Below are 15,378 nucleotides of genomic sequence, written 5' to 3' on the forward strand. Positions count from 1 at the left end.
TCCTGCCGCTGCCGGCCGCGCCCTCGTCGCGCGGCCCGCGGGCTCGTCACGCCGCGCCTCAGAGGAAGCGCGCGATGCGCGCCCGCACGCGCGGCTCGCCCAGCACCGCCATGACCTCGGTCAGATCGGGGCTGTTCCTGGTCCCGCAGACCGCGACCCGGAGGAGCATCGAGACGTCGCCGACATGGCCCTTCCACGACTCGGGAGAGGCCTTGTACTGCTTCACCTCGCCGGCGTAGCCCGTGGCCACCGCGATCTGCCGGATCTTCTCGAACCATGCCTCCTTCGAGTCGGCCGGGTCGAACGTGTCGAGCATCTGCCGGAGCAGCGGCTGGCGATCGCCCTCCGGGACGTTCTCGGGGAAATCGAACGCGTCGACGCCGCCGTAGAGCTCGTCGTAGAAGAAGAAGAGCTGGGGCCGCAGGTCGGGCCAGGTGGTGATGCGCTTGTTCGACTTCTTGCCGCCGCGCTCGATGCCGAGCGCGCGCTTCGTGTACTCCGGATCTCGCTCCATCAGCGCGGCGAGCTCCTTGTCGTATTCCCTGGCCCAGTCGAGGCCCTGGGCATAGACCTCCTCGGCGCTCATCCGGCTCACGACCGCCTGGCTCACGCTCTTCAGCTTCACCATGTCGCTCAGCGCGCCGCCGGGGGCGAGCTTGTTGAGCTTGAGGGGGAAGGCGGAATAGGGCTTGTCGGGGTTCGCCTTGCGCCAGTCCTCGAACGCGGAGTTGGCGATGTTGAGCAGGTACTCGATGGTGCCTGTCTCCGGGACGCCGATCTCCCGGTAATAGGCGATGTTCGCCTCGGGGTCCTTGCGCTTGCTCAGCTTGCGCCGCGCGTCCGAGACCTTCGTCTCGCCCGTCTCCGGATCGACCTCTTCCGCGCGATCGAGCTTCTGGATGGGCGGGACGTGGGCGTACTCGACCGGCCTGAAGCCGAGCGTGCGGAAGAGCTGCAGGTGGAGCGGCATCGACGAGATCCACTCGTCGCCCCGGATCACGTGCGTCGTGCGCATCAGGTGATCGTCGATCGCGTGGGCGAAGTGGTAGGTCGGGATGCCGTCCGACTTGAGGAGGATGGTGTCGAGATCGTTGACGGGCATCGAGATGACGCCCTTCACGCCGTCCTTCCACTCGACGCGGCCGGAGACGTCGTCCGGGGCGCGCAGCCGGAGCACGAACGGGGTGCCGCCCGCGAGCGCCTCCTTCACCCGGGCGAGCGGCGCGTCGCGCCATTTCGCCCACCGGCCGTGGACCCCGGGCTTCACCGTGAGGGCCATCTGCTCCTGCCGGATGGCGTCGAGCTCCTCGACCGTGCAGAAGCAGGGGTAGGCGAAGCCGCGGCGGATGAGGTCGATCGCGTAGTCCCGGTAGATCTCGACACGCTCCGTCTGGATATAGGGGCCGTAGCTGCCCTGCTGCACGAACTCGCCTCGCGACGACGCGCCTCCGTCCTTCGCCGGCGCGCGGAGCACGCCCTCCTGAGGGGAGAGATCGAAGCGCGCGAGGGAGTCGACGATGGTGTCGAGCGCGCCGGGGATGGCGCGCTTCACGTCGGTGTCCTCGAGGCGGAGGTAGAAGACGCCCTCGCTCTGGAGCGACAGCCGCTTGTTGATGAGCGACACGAAGATGCCGCCAATGTGCATGAACCCGGTCGGGCTCGGCGCGTAGCGGGTGACCATCGCGCCTTTGGGCAGCGCGCGCCGGGGATAGCGCGCCTCGTACTCCTCGGGCCGCCTGGCCGACGCCGCGGCGTCGCCGAAGAGGAGGCGCACGAGCTCGTCGCGGTCCTCTCCGGGGCCCGGTTCGCGGACGGTGACGGGAAGCGTCGTCTCGTTCGGGGCCTGCTTGTCCATGAGGGCGCGTCGCTCCTGGTCTGACATCGGGCGGGCAGCCATTGCACGCCTGCCTCGCCTTGTCAATCGGCCGGGGGCCTGTCAATCGCGTGGTGACGAGCGCAAACGAGCGCAAACGAGCGCAAACGAGCGCAAACGAGCGCGGGTCGCGGCCGCGCGCCGCGCTACTGCGGTGTGTTCTCGCCGATGAGCCAATAGGTCTTCATCGCGCCCTTGCCCTTGATCGCCACGAGGCCTCGCTCCTCGAGGAGGAAATCTCGCGCGAGCAGGGAATAGCTCGCCTCGCTCACCTGGATCCGGCCGGGCTCTCCGCTCGACTCCATGCGGCTCGCCACGTTCACCGCGTCGCCCCAGAGGTCGTAGCTGAACTTCTTCTTGCCGATCACGCCCGCGATGACAGGCCCGGTGTTGATGCCGATCCTGAGCTGGAACGGCTCTCCGTCGTCGGCGACGAACTGGCGCACGGTGTGCGTCATGGCGAGCGCCATCCGCGCGATGGCCCTCGCGTGATCGGGGCGCTGCGCCGGCAGCCCGCCGACGACCATATAGGCGTCTCCTATGGTCTTGATCTTCTCCAGGCCGTGCTGCTCGGCGAGCTGATCGAACGAGGAGAACATCCGGTTGAGCAGGCCGACGAGCTCCGCCGGGTGGAGGCGCGCGGCGAGCGGGGTGAAGCCCGCGATGTCCGCGAAGAGGACGGTCACCTCCTCGAAGTGCTCGGCGATGAGCTGCTCATGCTCCTTCAGCTGATCGGCGATGGTCCTCGGCAGGATGTTGAGGAGGAGCCGGTCCGAGCGCTCGTGGGCCCGCTCGGCCGCCGCCTTCGCCTGCTCGAGCGCCGCCTTCTGCTGGCTCTGCCGCCGCGCGTTCGCCTCCAGGGCCGAGAGCATGCCGTTGATCGAGCCGGTGAGGCGCGACAGCTCGTCGGTGCCCGGCATCGCGACCCGCGCCGACAGGTCGCCGACGCCGCCGATCTCCGTGACCTCCCGGCTGAGGCGGGCGAGCCGGTACAGGACCAGCTTCTCCAGGAGCAGCAGCGTGACGCCGCCGAAGACCAGGCCCACGACCACCGTCACGAGCACGAGATAACGCAACGTGTCATGACCCATCCTGAGGATGGCCCGGTCGTTGTCCACGCGCACGAGCAGCGCCGGGCGGCCGTCGATGTCGTTGAGGACGGTGTATCCGGCGATCCTGTCGGCGCCGAGCGGGTGGACGAGGATCGGATCGCGGTCGGACAGGGCGGCGCGCGCCTCGCGGAAGTCGTCGGGCAGCTGGGGATCGTCGAGGCGGTGCACGGCGAGCGAGAGGCCGGCGGGCTCGGTGAGGCGCTTGATCTCGGCGTCGGTCAAGAAGCGCCCGAACGTGACGGTGCCGGCGACCGGTCCGCGGCCGGAGCTGCCGACGCTCGGCTGGGAGCAGAGGAGCATCGGCCCGTCCGGGAGGAGGACGATGCCGCCTCGGACAGTGCTGGTAGGCGTGTCCCGCCCGAAGAGGAGATCGCCGACGCGGAGCCGCTCGGCGATGCCGCGCGGCACGGGGGCCCAGCTCTTCGTGGCGTGGTCGTAGCCGGTGCTGTACACGGGGGTCCCGTCTGCGCCGGCGAAGACCGCGAGATCGATCCGGGCGATATCGAAGAGCTGGGCGACGAGGTTCGAGCGGACGAACTCTTCATTGCCGTCCTGCACGAACGCGTAGGCGTCGTCCCACTGGCTCCAGTCGGTCCAGCGCGCGTTGAAGTCGCTGCTGGCCTGGCGGAAGAGGTTGAGCGCCACGTGCACGGTGCGGCGGGTGTCCTGCGCCTCGGCGGCCATCGAGTTGGCGAGGAGCGCCCTCGAGGACACGCCGTACAGGGCAAAGCTGAGCCCGAGCAGCGTGGCGGCGATCGCCAGCAGCGTCTTCGCGCGCAGCGAGAGCAAGGCGTCGAGGGCGGGCTTCAGCGGCGCCGAGACTATCGAAATGCGGGACGGCGCGGAAGCGCGCCGACACCAGCCGGGACGGTGCGGGCTCCGGGCGGGTGGGGAGGGGGGCGCGGTGTCTCCGGCCCGGGCTGCGCTGGAGGGCTCCGGGACGGGCCTGGAGGAGAGGTCTCATTCTCCTCCAGCGGCGGCACGTCAGGCATCGAGTTCCCGATGTGTAACGAGGACGTTATCGTCAGCGGCTTTGGGTCGACTCTACATCGATTTTCGCGGAAATTCAGGCCCCTGGTGATGAAAGCAACTCGAACGGTCGTCGCCGTTTCTGGCGGTGATGACCGACGCCACGGTATCTCACTTTGCCTCGTGGCTTCCTTGGACCGCTGTCGCGAGAGCAGATAGAATGCGTGCAATGCACACGCCCGGCCGGCTGCTTGTCATTCCTGCGGTCCTTCTCACCCTCGCCGCGTGCGCCAACGGCACCGACGATCTGCTGCCCGGGTACTACGAGGAGCAGGCCGGCGGAGGCGGACTCGGCGGTGATGGCGGCGCCGGAGGGGGAGACCTGTCCGTGAGCTCGAGTTCCAGCTCGACCGCGAGCTCATCCGGGGTTGGCGGTGCAGGGGGCGAGGGCGGGGGCGGCGAAGGCGTAGGCGTAGGCGTAGGCGGCGATGGGGCAACGCCGGCTGAATGCGATCACGCCGCGCCGAACACGTGCACTGGAGCAGAGGAGCTCGGCCATATCTCGGGCGACGTCGAGGCCGATTCGCTGACGGTGACAGGGACCACGTCGAAGTGGTTCAAGATTCTGATCGTCGACGATGCCGATGAAGCCAGCGCCGAGCATTTTCGTGCCACGCTCGACTCTCCACCGGGGATGAATTTCGATTTGATCGTCTACCAAGGGGGGATTGATGCGCCGGACTGCTTCGTGTCCGGCGTCAGAGGGCAGGGGGTGCCCGAATCGTTCTACGTCACCTGGAACGACCGATTCATCGATCCCGACGATCGCTGGTTTGTCATCGAGGTGCGGTATGTGGAGGGTACCGCGTGCGGTGAGGACGCGAAGTGGACGCTGACGGTCCTCGGCAACAATGCGGCGTTGACGTCGCCTTGACCCGCGCCGCCAGGACAGGGGCGCCTCGGCCGAGGGCGCCCCGGAACGCGCGAAAGGCACCGCGCGCCGCCCCGACGCCGGCCCGGAGGGACGTCGGTGATCGGCGACACGGTGCCTCGACACCTCGCACACCGGCTCAGCTCACGCTGATCGGGATCTGACGCGGCTTGAGCGACGCGCTCTTCGGCAGGTGGATCCGCAGGACGCCCGCCCGGAGATCGGCGGAGATCTTCTCGGAATCGATGCCCTGCGGGACCACGAAGCTGCGGCGGAAGTCCGGCAGGCCCTCGACGCCCTGCTCCCGCTCGGCCGCCTCGGTCCGCCGGCCCTCGAAGGTGAGCTCCCCCTTCTCCACGCGGACGGCCAGGCGATCCTGCGTCACGCCCGGCAGATCGGCCACGACCAGGAGCTCCTCGGCGCTCTCGTAGATGTCGACCGCCGGCGCCACGGCGGGGCGCTGCTGGATCTTCTCGGGGTTGCTCTCGGCACGGTGGGTCAAGCTGCGATCGGTGCTCATGTTCATCGCTCCTTCCTCGGTACACTCCAGATCCCGCTCATCGCAGGATCGTCGCTCTCCTCTGCTGTTCGTTCGTTCCTCAGCTCTCAGCTCCCTCAGCGAGCCGTCACCGCGATCTGACGCGGCTGGGCCTCGGCGGCCTTGTTCAGCGTGAGCGTCAGCACGCCGTTCTTCAGGACGGCGGTCGTCTTCTCCGGATCGACCTTGCTCGGCAGCGTGAAGCTCCGGCTGAAGCGCACCGCGCCCCGCTCCTTGCGGTGGACGAGGTAGCCCTCCGGCGCATCCGGCTTGCGCTCGCCGCTCACCGTCAGGACGTCCTGATTCAGCGAGATCTGGATGTCCTTCTCCGTCAGACCCGGGATATCGGCCTTGACGACGAGCGCGCTCCCCGTGTCGAACAGGTGGACGCGCGGACCACCCGCGTACCGGGCCGTCTGGTCGAAATCGCCGCGGAGCGACGCGCGGGGCGCGTCCGCCTCCTCGAACACCCAATCCAGGCGCCGGCGAAGCTCATCCATCATGGCAAACGCGCGATCGAAATCCGTGTAACGGTGCAGCATGGTCAATCCTCCATGACCACCGCGCGCGGCGCGCGCCGGGGCTCCGCCCGCGGCGCCGTCACCCTGCTCGCGACGGCCGATTTGTTCTAGCGTTACGGGACCTTGGCTCCGAGAGCCGGTCTCTTCGCACCGCCCAATCTTTGCACGGCACGTGGGGTGTCAAGAGCACGGCCAGCGGTCGTCCCTCCGAGGCAGAGCGGCGGGAAAGGCGGCGGCGACCGGCCTCGTCGGACCGATGGGAAGGACGGGCGGGCGCGATCTCTCCGACTCCCCCGGACAGCTCCAGGCGCCTCCCCCGGGCACCGCCGCGCCGAACGAGCCACGCTGGGCCGGCGCTTGGCAGTCGGCGGAGCCAGCCACGCCGGCGCCCGGTCGAGCCTGCTGCATTGAACAGCCCTAGGAGCGCATCCCGGAAAGCGCTAGAAACCCCGGACATGCAGCCCTGCTCGCCCGCCTCCCGCCGTCGCGTCGCCCGCCTCCGCTCGGCCGCCTCCGCCGCGGCGCTGTCCCTGGCGCTGATCTCGGGTGCCGCCCTGGCGCTGCCCTCGGAGGGCGACCGGGCGCCGAACGCGCGCGTCGAGGACGCCGACGGCCGCGAGCTCCAGCTCAAGGCGCTTCAAGGCAAGCCGATCCTCATCGTCTACGAGGACAAGGACTCGAAGTCCCAGAACCAGGCGCTCAAGGACGCGCTGGCGAAGCTCGCGAAGGGCGACCGCTACCGGCGAGGCATCGCCGTCGCCGCCATCGCCGACGTCAGCTCCTACGACTTCTGGCCGGCGAGAGGGTTCGTGAAGGACGCCATCCGGGAGGAGTCGAGGAAGGTCGGCGGGACCATCTATTGCGACTGGGACGGCTCCTTCCGCACGGCCTACAAGCTCCGCCGCGGCGTCAGCAACGTCGTCGTGGTCGGCAAGAACGGCCACGTGCTCTTCGCGGCCGAGGGCGCCCTCAAGCCGGAGTCGCAGAGCAAGGTCCTCGACCTGCTTCGCAAGGAAGTCGAGGGCTGACCGCGATGGACGCCCCGGCCGGCGGGGCGGCTGCGCTCAGCTCCCGTCCTTGCGGCGCCGCCGCGCGTGCAGCGCGGACTCGACCTGCGCGCGGATCTCCGCCGCATCCGCGGCCGCCACGAGGCCGCCGCGCGCCTCGATGAAGGTCCGGAGCGGCCCGGCGCCCCTGCCGCCCACGATCCACGGCACGCCCCGGCACGCGTCCGCGTAGGCGTCGATGAGCTCGCGCGCCGCCGGCGGGAGCGGCGGGATCGCGACCGTCAGCGCGACGAGGTCCGGCGCGATCGCCTCGACCGCCCGCGCGATCGCGGCGGGCGGCGTCCTCGCGCCGAGCACGACGGAGCGGAAGCCCCACGAGCAAAAGCGCAGGCCGATGCCGAACAGCCCGAGCACGTGATCCTCGTCGGCGAAGGCCGCGAGCAGGACGCGCCGCCCGCCCTCGCCAGGCTGCGCGAGCCGCAAGAGGTGCTGCAGCGTCGCGCCGATCACCTGCGAGGCGAGGTGCTCCTGCGCGACCGTGATCTTCCCCGCGTGCCAGAGATCGCCGATGCGCTCGAGCGCCGGGATGAGCGCGCGCTCGGCGATCATCACCGCAGGGCCGAGCGAGAGGGCCCGGTTCACCTCGGCCTCGATTCCGTCCAAATCGAACCGAACCGTGGCGTCGATGATGCGCTCGCTCGCCCCGGCGAACGCGTCGCCCCCGGTCGTGCCCACCGGCGCGCGCGGCCTCGCCGTCTCGAGCACCATGCGCGCCGCCTCGGCCGCGGCGATCCCGCCGTTCACGTGGTCGCGCATCTTCTTGATCACCGCCACATCGTCGTCGCTGTACAGGCGGTAGGCCGACGCCGTGCGCGCGGGCGACGGCACGCCATAACGGCGCTCCCACGCGCGCAGCGTCGCCGAGGACACGCCACACATCTCCGAGACGACATGGATTCTGTAGCGGCTCAACTGGATAAACCTTGCTAGGACCCGCCGAGCCGCGGCCGTCCACGCCGGCCCGGCGCACCGGGGTGCATCGGAACGGCGGGCGGCGAGGCCCAGAAAGACCCCCTCCCGCCGGCGTTTTTCGCCTTTGTCAAAGGCTAGGACAAACATTATACTGCGCGTCATGCAAAACACCAGCGCTTCTTCGGCGCAGGATCCGGCGCATCCGGCGGGGCCTGACGGCTCGCCAGGCGACGAGACGGCCGCTCCCCCGCGAGCGGCACGGGCGCGCGGCGTCCTCCGTGGAGCGCGCGCGCCGCGCGCCGTCGTGATCGGCAGCGGCTTCGGGGGCCTCGCGGCGGCCGTCCGGCTCGGGGTGCGGGGCTACGACGTCACGGTCGTCGAGAAGCTCGACGCGCCGGGCGGGCGCGCGTACGTCCACCGCCAGGACGGGTTCACCTTCGACGCGGGGCCGACCGTCATCACGGCGCCGTTCCTCCTGGAAGAGCTCTGGCAGCTCTGCGGCCGGAAGATGGCCGACGACATCGAACTGCGGCCCGTGACGCCGTTCTACCGGATCCGGTTCCACGACGGCGCGACGTTCGACTACACGGGCGACGCCGCCGCGATGCGCGCCGAGGTCGCGCGCCTGTCACCCGGGGACGTCGAGGGGTACGAGCGCTTCGTCCGGCGGAGCGAGGCGATCTTCCGGGTCGGGTTCGAGGAGCTCGCGCACGTGCCGTTCGGGTCGTGGGCGGACATGGCGCGCATCGTGCCGGACATGGTGCGGCTCGAGAGCTACCGCACGGTGTACGGCCTCGTCGCGAAGCACGTGAAGGACGACCGCCTGCGCCAGGTGCTGAGCTTCCACCCGCTGCTCGTGGGCGGGAACCCGTTCTCGACGACCTCGATCTACAGCCTGATCGCGTTCCTCGAGCGCAACTGGGGCGTCCACTTCCCGATCGGCGGCACGGGCGCCCTGGTGAAGGGGCTCGTGTCGCTCATCGAGGGCCTCGGCGGCACGGTGCGGTGCGGCGCCGAGGTGCGGCGCATCTCCGTGGAGGGCGGCCGCGCCCGGGGCGTGGAGCTCGCGTCGGGCGAGCGGCTCGCCGCCGACGTCGTGGTCTCGAACGCGGACTCGGCGTGGACCTACCGGCACCTCGTGCCCCCCGAGGCGCGGAAGCGCTGGACCGACCGGCGCATCGAGCGGCAGCGCTACTCGATGAGCCTCTTCGTGTGGTACTTCGGCACGCGCCGGCAGTACCCGGACGTCGCTCACCACACGATCCTCCTCGGCCCGCGGTACAGGCCGCTGCTCGAGGACATCTTCGAGAAGCACGTGCTCGCCGACGACTTCAGCCTGTACCTGCACCGCCCGACCGCGACCCGGCGCTCGCCCCGCCCGGCTGCGACGCGTTCTACGTGCTGTCCCCGGTGCCGAACCTGCTCAGCGGCACCCACTGGCCAACGACCCAGGAGCGGTACCGGCGCTCCATCTCGGCGCTGCTCGAGGCGACGCTCCTGCCGGGGCTCGAGGGCGCGCTCGCGACCTCGCGGCTCCTCACGCCGCAGGACTTCCAGGACCGGCTGCTGTCGTTCCGGGGCGCGGCGTTCGGGCCGGAGCCGGTGCTCACGCAGAGCGCCTTCTTCCGGCCCCACAACGCGAGCGAGGACGTCGAGGGCCTCTACCTCGTCGGGGCAGGCACGCACCCGGGCGCCGGTCTGCCCGGGGTGCTCTCGTCGGCCCGCGTGCTGGATCGGGTGGTCCCGGATGCATCGAAGCTCGCCTGAGGCGTCGGCGGCGGACTTCGCCGCGTGCAGGGACCTCCTGCGCAAGGGGTCGAAGAGCTTCGCCGCGGCGGCGCTCCTGCTGCCCGCGCGGGTGAGGGAGCCGGCGGCGGCCTTCTACGCGTTCTGCAGGGTCGCCGACGACGCGGTCGACGAGCTGGGGGAGCACGCGCCGCCGTCCGCGGCCGCGGCGGCTGTCGCGGCGCTGCGGGAGCGGCTCGCGCGCGCCGCGGCGGGCAGGCCGGACGACAGCCCGGTCGATCGCGCGCTCGCCCACGTCATGGCGGAGCACGGGCTGCCGCGCGCGTTCATCGAAGCGCTGCTCGAGGGGTTCGCGTGGGACGCGGAGGGGCGCCGCTACGAGACGCTCTCGGACCTGAACGCCTACGCGGCGCGCGTCGCGGGCACCGTCGGCGCGACGATGTCGACGCTCATGGGGGCGCGGGGGCCCGACGCGCTCGCGCGGGCGTGCGACCTGGGCGTCGCCATGCAGCTCACGAACATCGCGCGCGACGTCGGAGAGGACGCGCGGCGCGGGCGGATCTACCTGCCGCTCGCCTGGATGCGGGAGGCCGGGATCGCGCCGGACGGGTGGCTCGCGCGGCCGGTGTTCGACGAGCGGCTGGGGCGGCTCGTGGCGCGGCTGCTCGCCGAGGCGGAGGCGCTGTACCTCCGCGCGGGCGCCGGCATCCCGATGCTGCCGCGCGACTGCCGCCCCGCGATCCAGGCGGCGCGGCTCATCTATGCCGACATCGGGCGGGTCATCGCGCGCCGCGGCTTCGACTCGGTGTCGACGCGCGCCGTGGTGTCGCCGGGCCGCAAGGCGTGGCTCGTGCTGCGGGCGCTGCTCCGCGGGTCCGTCGCGCCCGCGGAGGCCCGCGAGCACGGCGCGGCGCCGCCGCTCGACGAGGTCCGCTTCCTCCTGGAGGCGGCGCGATGAGCGGCGGCGCGAGCGTAGGCGGCGCGATGAGCGGCGGGGCGAGCGGCGCGATGAGCGGCGGGGCGAGCGGCGCGATGAGCGGCGGGGCGGCGCGCGCTCTGGAGGCCGTTGGATGAGCGCCGGCGGCGTGCCGGGCTCACCCGCGCGGGAGATCGACGCGGCGCGGGGGCGCGTGCGCGATGCGGGCGGCGAGGCGCTGCTCGCGCGCCTCGAGCACCTCGACGCGGCGCGGGCCGCCCCGGCGCCTCGGCCGGGACCCTCACCGCGGCCGCCGGATCGGGGCGCGACCGCCGATTACGACGTGGTCGTCGCGGGCGGCGGGCTGTCGCTCCTGCTCGCGCCGCTGCTCGCGTCGGCCGGGCTGCGCGTCGCGGTGCTCGACCGGGCGCGGATCGGCGCCGCGCACCGGGAGTGGAACGCCGGGACGGCCGAGGTGGCCGCGCTGTCGGCGTCGGGGATCTTCACGAGGGACGAGATCGAGCGGCTCGTGATCGCCCGCTACGTCGAGGGGCTCTGCCGCTGGCACGGCGGCGGGACGTACCCGGTGCGCGGCGTGCTCGACCACGCCATCGACGCGGGCGGGCTGCTCGCCGCGGCGCGGGCCCGGGCAGAGGCGCTGGGGGTGACGCTGCTCGACGGGCACGCGCTGCTCGGGCACGCGGAGGGCCCGGACGCGGTCGCGCTCGCCGTGGCCGAGGCGCATCCGGGTGGCGCGCCGCGCGCGCTGTCCGCGCGGCTCCTCGTCGACGCGCGCGGCGCGGCGAGCCCCTACGCGACCGCGGACCTCCTCTGCCCGACCGTCGGCGGCGTGCTCACCGGGCTCTCGGAGGGCGACGGGGAGCGGCGGATCCGGCCGGATGTCGGCGAGATCCTCGCCACGACGGAGGACGTCCAGGAGGGCAGGCAGCACCTCTGGGAGGCGTTCCCGGGGCGGCCGGGCGAGACGACGGTCTACCTCTTCTATTACGCGCGCTCCGGGGACGTCGGGCCAGGCGCGCTCCTGTCGCTCTACGCGCGGTTCTTCCGGCTCCTCTCGCGCTACAAGGAGGGCGACGCGCGGCTCGTCCGCCCGACCTTCGGGCTCATCCCCGGCTGGTCGCGGCTGTCGGCCGCGCCGCGGGCGCCGGGGCGCCGGGTGCGGCTCGTGGGGGACGCGGCGGCGCGGCACTCGCCGCTGACGTTCTGCGGCTTCGGCGCGAACGTGCGCGAGCTCGCGGCGACGGCCGCCGATCTGGCGCGGGCGGTCCGGGAGCCGGGAGCGCCGAGCACGGCGCGCGACGCGCCGGTGCACGCGGGCACCGGCGCGCTCGCGGCCCTCATGGCGAAGCCCGCCGGCGGGGCGAGGGCAGGGGAGATGAACGCGCTCCTCGACACGGCCTTCGCCGTGCTCCACGCGATGGGCAACGACGCGTACGCGGCGCTGCTGCGCGACGAGATGCAGGCGGCCGATTTCGTGAGGTTCTTGCGGGAGACGGCGGCGCGGCGGCCCGAGGTGTACCGCGAGGTCGTGAGCGCGCTGCCGCTCCGGGCCATCGGCCGCTGGGGGGCGGGGCTCGCGAGGGAGCTCTACCGCGCCCGCTGAAGCTAGAGCGGCGGTCACCCGCGTCGGATACGGGCCCATCTCGACGTTTTCGGTGCTCAGCGCCCTTCCGTGCGCTTCCGCGCCGAAAACGCCGATCTGGGCCCGTCTCCTGTGCGGGTGACCGCCGCTCGGCGACGCGTGTAACAGGGGCGGCTGAGCGCCGCTCTATCGCGCCCGCTGCGCGGAGCGCTGGGCGCGGCCGCCCGCGGCGGCGCGCCGCGCGAGGACGAGGGGCCCGAGGAACAGGCCGTACGGCGGGCCGCCGGTGCCGTGGTGGACGCGGTGCGCGTCGCGGACGCGCGCGAGGTACGGGATGCGCGCGAGGCCCGAGACCGGGAGGCGCCCGTGGACGAGGCCGTCGTGGACCAGGACGTAGGCGAGGCCGAACGCGGTCATGCCGAGGCCGAAGCCGAACGCGGCCTCGCGCAGCGGCCCCGACGCGCCCCAGGAGCCGTACATGATGAGCCCGGCGGCGATCGGGGCGTGGAGGGACGCGAGCGCGTCATTTTTCTCGAAGGCGCCGCGCCGCTTCGTGTGGTGGGAGCGGTGGATGCTCCAGAGCGCGTGGTGCCAGACCTTGCCGTGGAGGAGCGCGGCCCACACCTCCATGGTCGCGAAGGCGGCGAGCGCCGTGGCGATCCAGATCGCGAGCGTCATCGCGCCCTCCGCATGCGGAACGGCAGGAGGAGCTGCACCCAGGGGCTGGCGAAGCGGTCGAGCGAGAGGGCCTCGTGGACGACCGTCGCCGGCTTGCCGCCGAACGTCGCGGCCGCGAGCGAGCGCGCGTAGAACGGCGTGTCCTCGAAGGTGCGGAGGAGCCGCGGCGCGGACCCCGGGTCGGCGGCGATCTCCCGCTCCATGCCCCAGCGCGTGCCGCCGAGCGGCCGAGGGGCGAGCGGCGGGAGCTCGCGCGCGCCGCCCGCCGCGTCGAACGCGGGCGAGAGGAGCATGCGCGTGCCGTCGCGGCGCCGGACGTCGTAGGTCAGGGCGATCCCGTCCGCGCCGAGCGCGCGCGACCAGGTCCAGCGCTCGAAGGCGTGGTCGAGCGGCTCGTCGCCGGCGTTCGTGTCGAGGTAGGCGCTGCCGGAGAAGCGCAGCGAGGGGTGCGCGAGCTCGACCTCGGCCCGCGCGATCGGCGCGATGGGCGCCCAGCGGTGGAGCCCCCGCCCGTCCAGGGCGACGGCGTCGTGCGCGCCGTCCGCCGCGGGCCTGGGCGCGGACGGGCGGAGGCGCACCGTCCCCGAGAGCCGGGAGGGCAGAGGCGCCGTGATCTCGTCGAAGGAGACGCGGAGCTCGCCCCCGGACCACTCCATCACGCTCGGCCCGATGGCGAGCGACCGCGTCGACCTGAAGACCGCGCCCCGCGGCCGCTCGGTCAGCGCCCAGCGATCGGCGCTCGGGCCGTACAGCGCGACGTTCATCGCGCAGTGCATGAGCGGGTCCGCGGCGCCGCGCGATCGAGCCTTTGCGTAGTACGGCGAGAAGACGCTCCCGAGCATCGCGATGATCGTGATCGCGCTCCGGCCGTCGTCGCTCACCGCGTCCAGGTACCACCAGGCGTAGCCGCCGCTCGGGATCTCGAGGTCGAAGCGAGGTCCTCCATCACGCTCCGCGCCGCGAGCTGGCCGCTCAGCGCCGCCATCGGCACGCCCGCCCCCGGGTGCGCGCTCCCGCCGGCGAAGTACAGGCCCGGGAGCTTCGAGCGCGAGGCCGGGCGCGCGAAGGTCGAGTTCCACCCGTGGGACACCGGCCCGTACAGCGCGCCCCCCGTCGCCGGGAACATCCGCTCGAAGTCCGCCGGCGTCGTCGCCACCGGGGAGGGGCCCGTGCTCCTCAGCGAGAGCCCGAACCGCTGCAGTTGCTGGAACACGCGCTGCTCCCATTCGTGGATCTCCGTCGATGAAGGGGTGTGTTTATCACCGGTCGCAGGGGCGTTGAGGATGAAGAACAGCCGTTCTCCGCCTCCCTCGCCGCCCGGGCGGGCTCCGGCCTCGCCGGGCTCAGGCCGCGGCTCGTGCCCGCGGTCCTCGGCGCAGACGTAGACCGTCGCGTCGCGCGGGAGCTCGGAGCGGTCGAACAGCGCGCGGAACTCGGCCTCGTAGTCCCCGGAAAAGAAGACGTTGTGCCGGAGGAGGGGGAAGCCGCTCGCCTCGGCCACGAGCGCCCAGGTGACGGCCGAGAGCGACCGTGGCTCGCTCCCCGGCGCCTTGCGGGCGGCGCGCTGGCCGAACAGGCCGACCCGCAGCGCCGCCGGGTCGGCGTTCAGCACGATGGCGTCGGCCTCGATGCGCTCGCCGCCCTCGAGCACGACGCCCGCCGCGCGGCCGCGCCCCTCCTCGATGGCGGCGACGTGCGCGCCGCAGCGCAGGGTCGCCCCGGCGCGGGCCGCCGCCGCGGCGAGCGCCTCGGCGACGCGCCCCATCCCGCCCTCGGGGAGCCAGAGGCCCTCGCGCTCCACGTGCGCGATGACGCTCAGCGTCGCAGGCGCGAGGTACGGCGACGAGCCGCAGTAGGTGGCATAGCGCCCGAACAGCTGGAGGAGGCGCGCGTCCACGAAGAAGTCGCCGAGCGCGCGGTGGAGGGTGCGGTGCCCGTCGATCTTCATCATCCCGCCGAGGCCCAGGCTGCCCGCCGTGCTCAGGATCGTCTTGAGCGTGGGCCGCTCCGCGCGCAGGAACGGCGCCTCCACCACGTCGAAGATCTCGCGCGCGTACCGGCAGAACCGGCGGTACCCGTCCGCCTCCCGCGCCCCCGCGAGCGCGCCGATCGCGTCCGCGCTGCGCTCGACGTCCGCGAACAGGTCGAGCGTCGAGCCGTCCGGCCAGGCGTGGCGCGCGAGCGTCTCGGCCCGGCGGAGCGGCACGTGGTCCTCGAAGCGGAGCCCGAGCGACGCGAAGATCTCGTCGAAGACCCACCGCATCGTGAGCACCGTCGGGCCGACGTCGACGCGGCGGTCCCCGAGGACGACCTCGCGAATCTTTCCGCCGACGCGCGGCGCCCGCTCGAGTAGCACCACGTCGAGCCCGCTCGAAGCAAGGAGCGCGGCCGAGGTCAGACCGCCGATACCCCCGCCGATCACCACGACGCGATCTCTCCCGTCCGCCATGGCCGGAGTGTACGCGTCGGAGGTAGTTTGTCTATACTTTGTTTAACTAATGTTCAAACTGTT

At 72.4% G+C, this 15,378-nt stretch carries 11 protein-coding genes and 2 pseudogenes; 5 read left to right on the top strand and 8 right to left on the bottom strand.

Annotated features, from left to right (window positions below; genetic code table 11):
* Positions 1 to 58: 58 nt before the first annotated feature.
* On the bottom strand, positions 59 to 1,855 hold the full coding sequence (locus WMF29_RS03150; protein WP_437327414.1) for a glutamate--tRNA ligase: 1,797 nt from the start codon (positions 1,853 to 1,855) through the stop codon (positions 59 to 61).
* Between the two features lie 164 nt (positions 1,856 to 2,019).
* Positions 2,020 to 3,774, bottom strand: coding sequence for an adenylate/guanylate cyclase domain-containing protein (locus WMF29_RS03155; protein ID WP_437327415.1), 1,755 nt, complete (start codon positions 3,772 to 3,774; stop codon positions 2,020 to 2,022).
* Between the two features lie 409 nt (positions 3,775 to 4,183).
* Between WMF29_RS03155 and WMF29_RS03160 the strand changes: the two genes are divergently transcribed.
* Positions 4,184 to 4,888 carry a hypothetical protein gene (locus tag WMF29_RS03160; RefSeq protein WP_437327416.1) on the top strand — a complete coding sequence of 235 codons (705 nt, stop codon included), beginning with the start codon at positions 4,184 to 4,186 and terminating at the stop codon, positions 4,886 to 4,888.
* Positions 4,889 to 5,024: 136 nt separating this feature from the next.
* On the opposite strand, the gene WMF29_RS03165 is transcribed toward WMF29_RS03160, so the two are convergent.
* Together WMF29_RS03165 and WMF29_RS03170 are read right to left on the bottom strand one after the other, a co-directional pair.
* On the bottom strand, positions 5,025 to 5,405 hold the full coding sequence (locus WMF29_RS03165; protein WP_272097681.1) for an Hsp20/alpha crystallin family protein: 381 nt from the start codon (positions 5,403 to 5,405) through the stop codon (positions 5,025 to 5,027).
* 95 nt (positions 5,406 to 5,500) lie between these two features.
* The gene (locus WMF29_RS03170) at positions 5,501 to 5,965 is read right to left on the bottom strand and encodes an Hsp20/alpha crystallin family protein (RefSeq protein ID WP_437327417.1); all 465 of its coding nucleotides are present in this window, start codon (positions 5,963 to 5,965) and stop codon (positions 5,501 to 5,503) included.
* Between the two features lie 434 nt (positions 5,966 to 6,399).
* Between WMF29_RS03170 and WMF29_RS03175 the strand changes: the two genes are divergently transcribed.
* Entirely contained in the window at positions 6,400 to 6,972 is a 573-nt protein-coding gene (locus WMF29_RS03175) for a YtfJ family protein (RefSeq protein ID WP_437327418.1), read from the top strand.
* 36 nt (positions 6,973 to 7,008) lie between these two features.
* On the opposite strand, the gene WMF29_RS03180 is transcribed toward WMF29_RS03175, so the two are convergent.
* Positions 7,009 to 7,923 carry a MerR family transcriptional regulator gene (locus WMF29_RS03180; protein WP_437327419.1) on the bottom strand — a complete coding sequence of 305 codons (915 nt, stop codon included), beginning with the start codon at positions 7,921 to 7,923 and terminating at the stop codon, positions 7,009 to 7,011.
* Positions 7,924 to 8,083: 160 nt separating this feature from the next.
* Between WMF29_RS03180 and WMF29_RS03185 the strand changes: the two are divergent.
* The 3 genes and pseudogenes from WMF29_RS03185 to WMF29_RS03195 all read left to right on the top strand — a co-directional run bounded on the left by WMF29_RS03185 (position 8,084) and on the right by WMF29_RS03195 (position 12,209).
* Positions 8,084 to 9,690 (top strand): annotated as a pseudogene (locus WMF29_RS03185) (phytoene desaturase).
* A gap of 49 nt (positions 9,691 to 9,739) precedes the next feature.
* A pseudogene (locus WMF29_RS03190) lies at positions 9,740 to 10,627 on the top strand (phytoene/squalene synthase family protein); the annotation flags it as partial.
* A 112-nt stretch (positions 10,628 to 10,739) separates the two neighbouring features.
* A complete protein-coding gene (locus WMF29_RS03195; RefSeq protein WP_437327420.1) occupies positions 10,740 to 12,209 on the top strand; it encodes a lycopene cyclase in 1,470 nt (489 codons plus the stop codon).
* 165 nt (positions 12,210 to 12,374) lie between these two features.
* Here WMF29_RS03195 and WMF29_RS03200 read toward each other — a convergent pair whose 3' ends face one another.
* From WMF29_RS03200 to crtD, 3 genes are read right to left on the bottom strand one after another with little or no spacing between them, the layout of a single operon-like run.
* Positions 12,375 to 12,866 (bottom strand): beta-carotene hydroxylase, encoded by a 492-nt coding sequence (locus WMF29_RS03200; protein WP_437327421.1) that lies wholly within the window; start codon positions 12,864 to 12,866, stop codon positions 12,375 to 12,377.
* Positions 12,863 to 13,747, bottom strand: a complete 885-nt coding sequence (locus tag WMF29_RS03205) for a carotenoid 1,2-hydratase (protein WP_437327422.1) — start codon at positions 13,745 to 13,747, stop codon at positions 12,863 to 12,865. Before WMF29_RS03205 ends, WMF29_RS03200 begins: the two co-directional genes overlap by 4 nt.
* Positions 13,744 to 15,315, bottom strand: a complete 1,572-nt coding sequence (gene crtD / locus WMF29_RS03210; RefSeq protein WP_437327423.1) for a 1-hydroxycarotenoid 3,4-desaturase CrtD — start codon at positions 15,313 to 15,315, stop codon at positions 13,744 to 13,746. Before crtD ends, WMF29_RS03205 begins: the two co-directional genes overlap by 4 nt.
* Positions 15,316 to 15,378: the final 63 nt, after the last annotated feature.

This window comes from Sorangium sp. So ce381, from assembly GCF_051473845.1.
GTDB lineage: Bacteria > Myxococcota_A > Polyangia > Polyangiales > Polyangiaceae > Sorangium > Sorangium atrum.

What these genes read in the sequence shown, in the direction of transcription:
- WMF29_RS03150 (WP_437327414.1), bottom strand. Translation starts at nt 1,855, where the DNA reads ATGGACAAGCAGGCCCCGAACGAGACGACGCTTCCCGTCACCGTCCGC.
- crtD (WP_437327423.1), bottom strand. Translation starts at nt 15,315, where the DNA reads ATGGCGGACGGGAGAGATCGCGTCGTGGTGATCGGCGGGGGTATCGGC.
- WMF29_RS03170 (WP_437327417.1), bottom strand. Translation starts at nt 5,965, where the DNA reads ATGCTGCACCGTTACACGGATTTCGATCGCGCGTTTGCCATGATGGAT.
- WMF29_RS03195 (WP_437327420.1), top strand. Translation starts at nt 10,740, where the DNA reads ATGAGCGCCGGCGGCGTGCCGGGCTCACCCGCGCGGGAGATCGACGCG.
- WMF29_RS03175 (WP_437327418.1), top strand. Translation starts at nt 6,400, where the DNA reads ATGCAGCCCTGCTCGCCCGCCTCCCGCCGTCGCGTCGCCCGCCTCCGC.
- WMF29_RS03160 (WP_437327416.1), top strand. Translation starts at nt 4,184, where the DNA reads ATGCACACGCCCGGCCGGCTGCTTGTCATTCCTGCGGTCCTTCTCACC.
- WMF29_RS03165 (WP_272097681.1), bottom strand. Translation starts at nt 5,405, where the DNA reads ATGAGCACCGATCGCAGCTTGACCCACCGTGCCGAGAGCAACCCCGAG.
- WMF29_RS03200 (WP_437327421.1), bottom strand. Translation starts at nt 12,866, where the DNA reads ATGACGCTCGCGATCTGGATCGCCACGGCGCTCGCCGCCTTCGCGACC.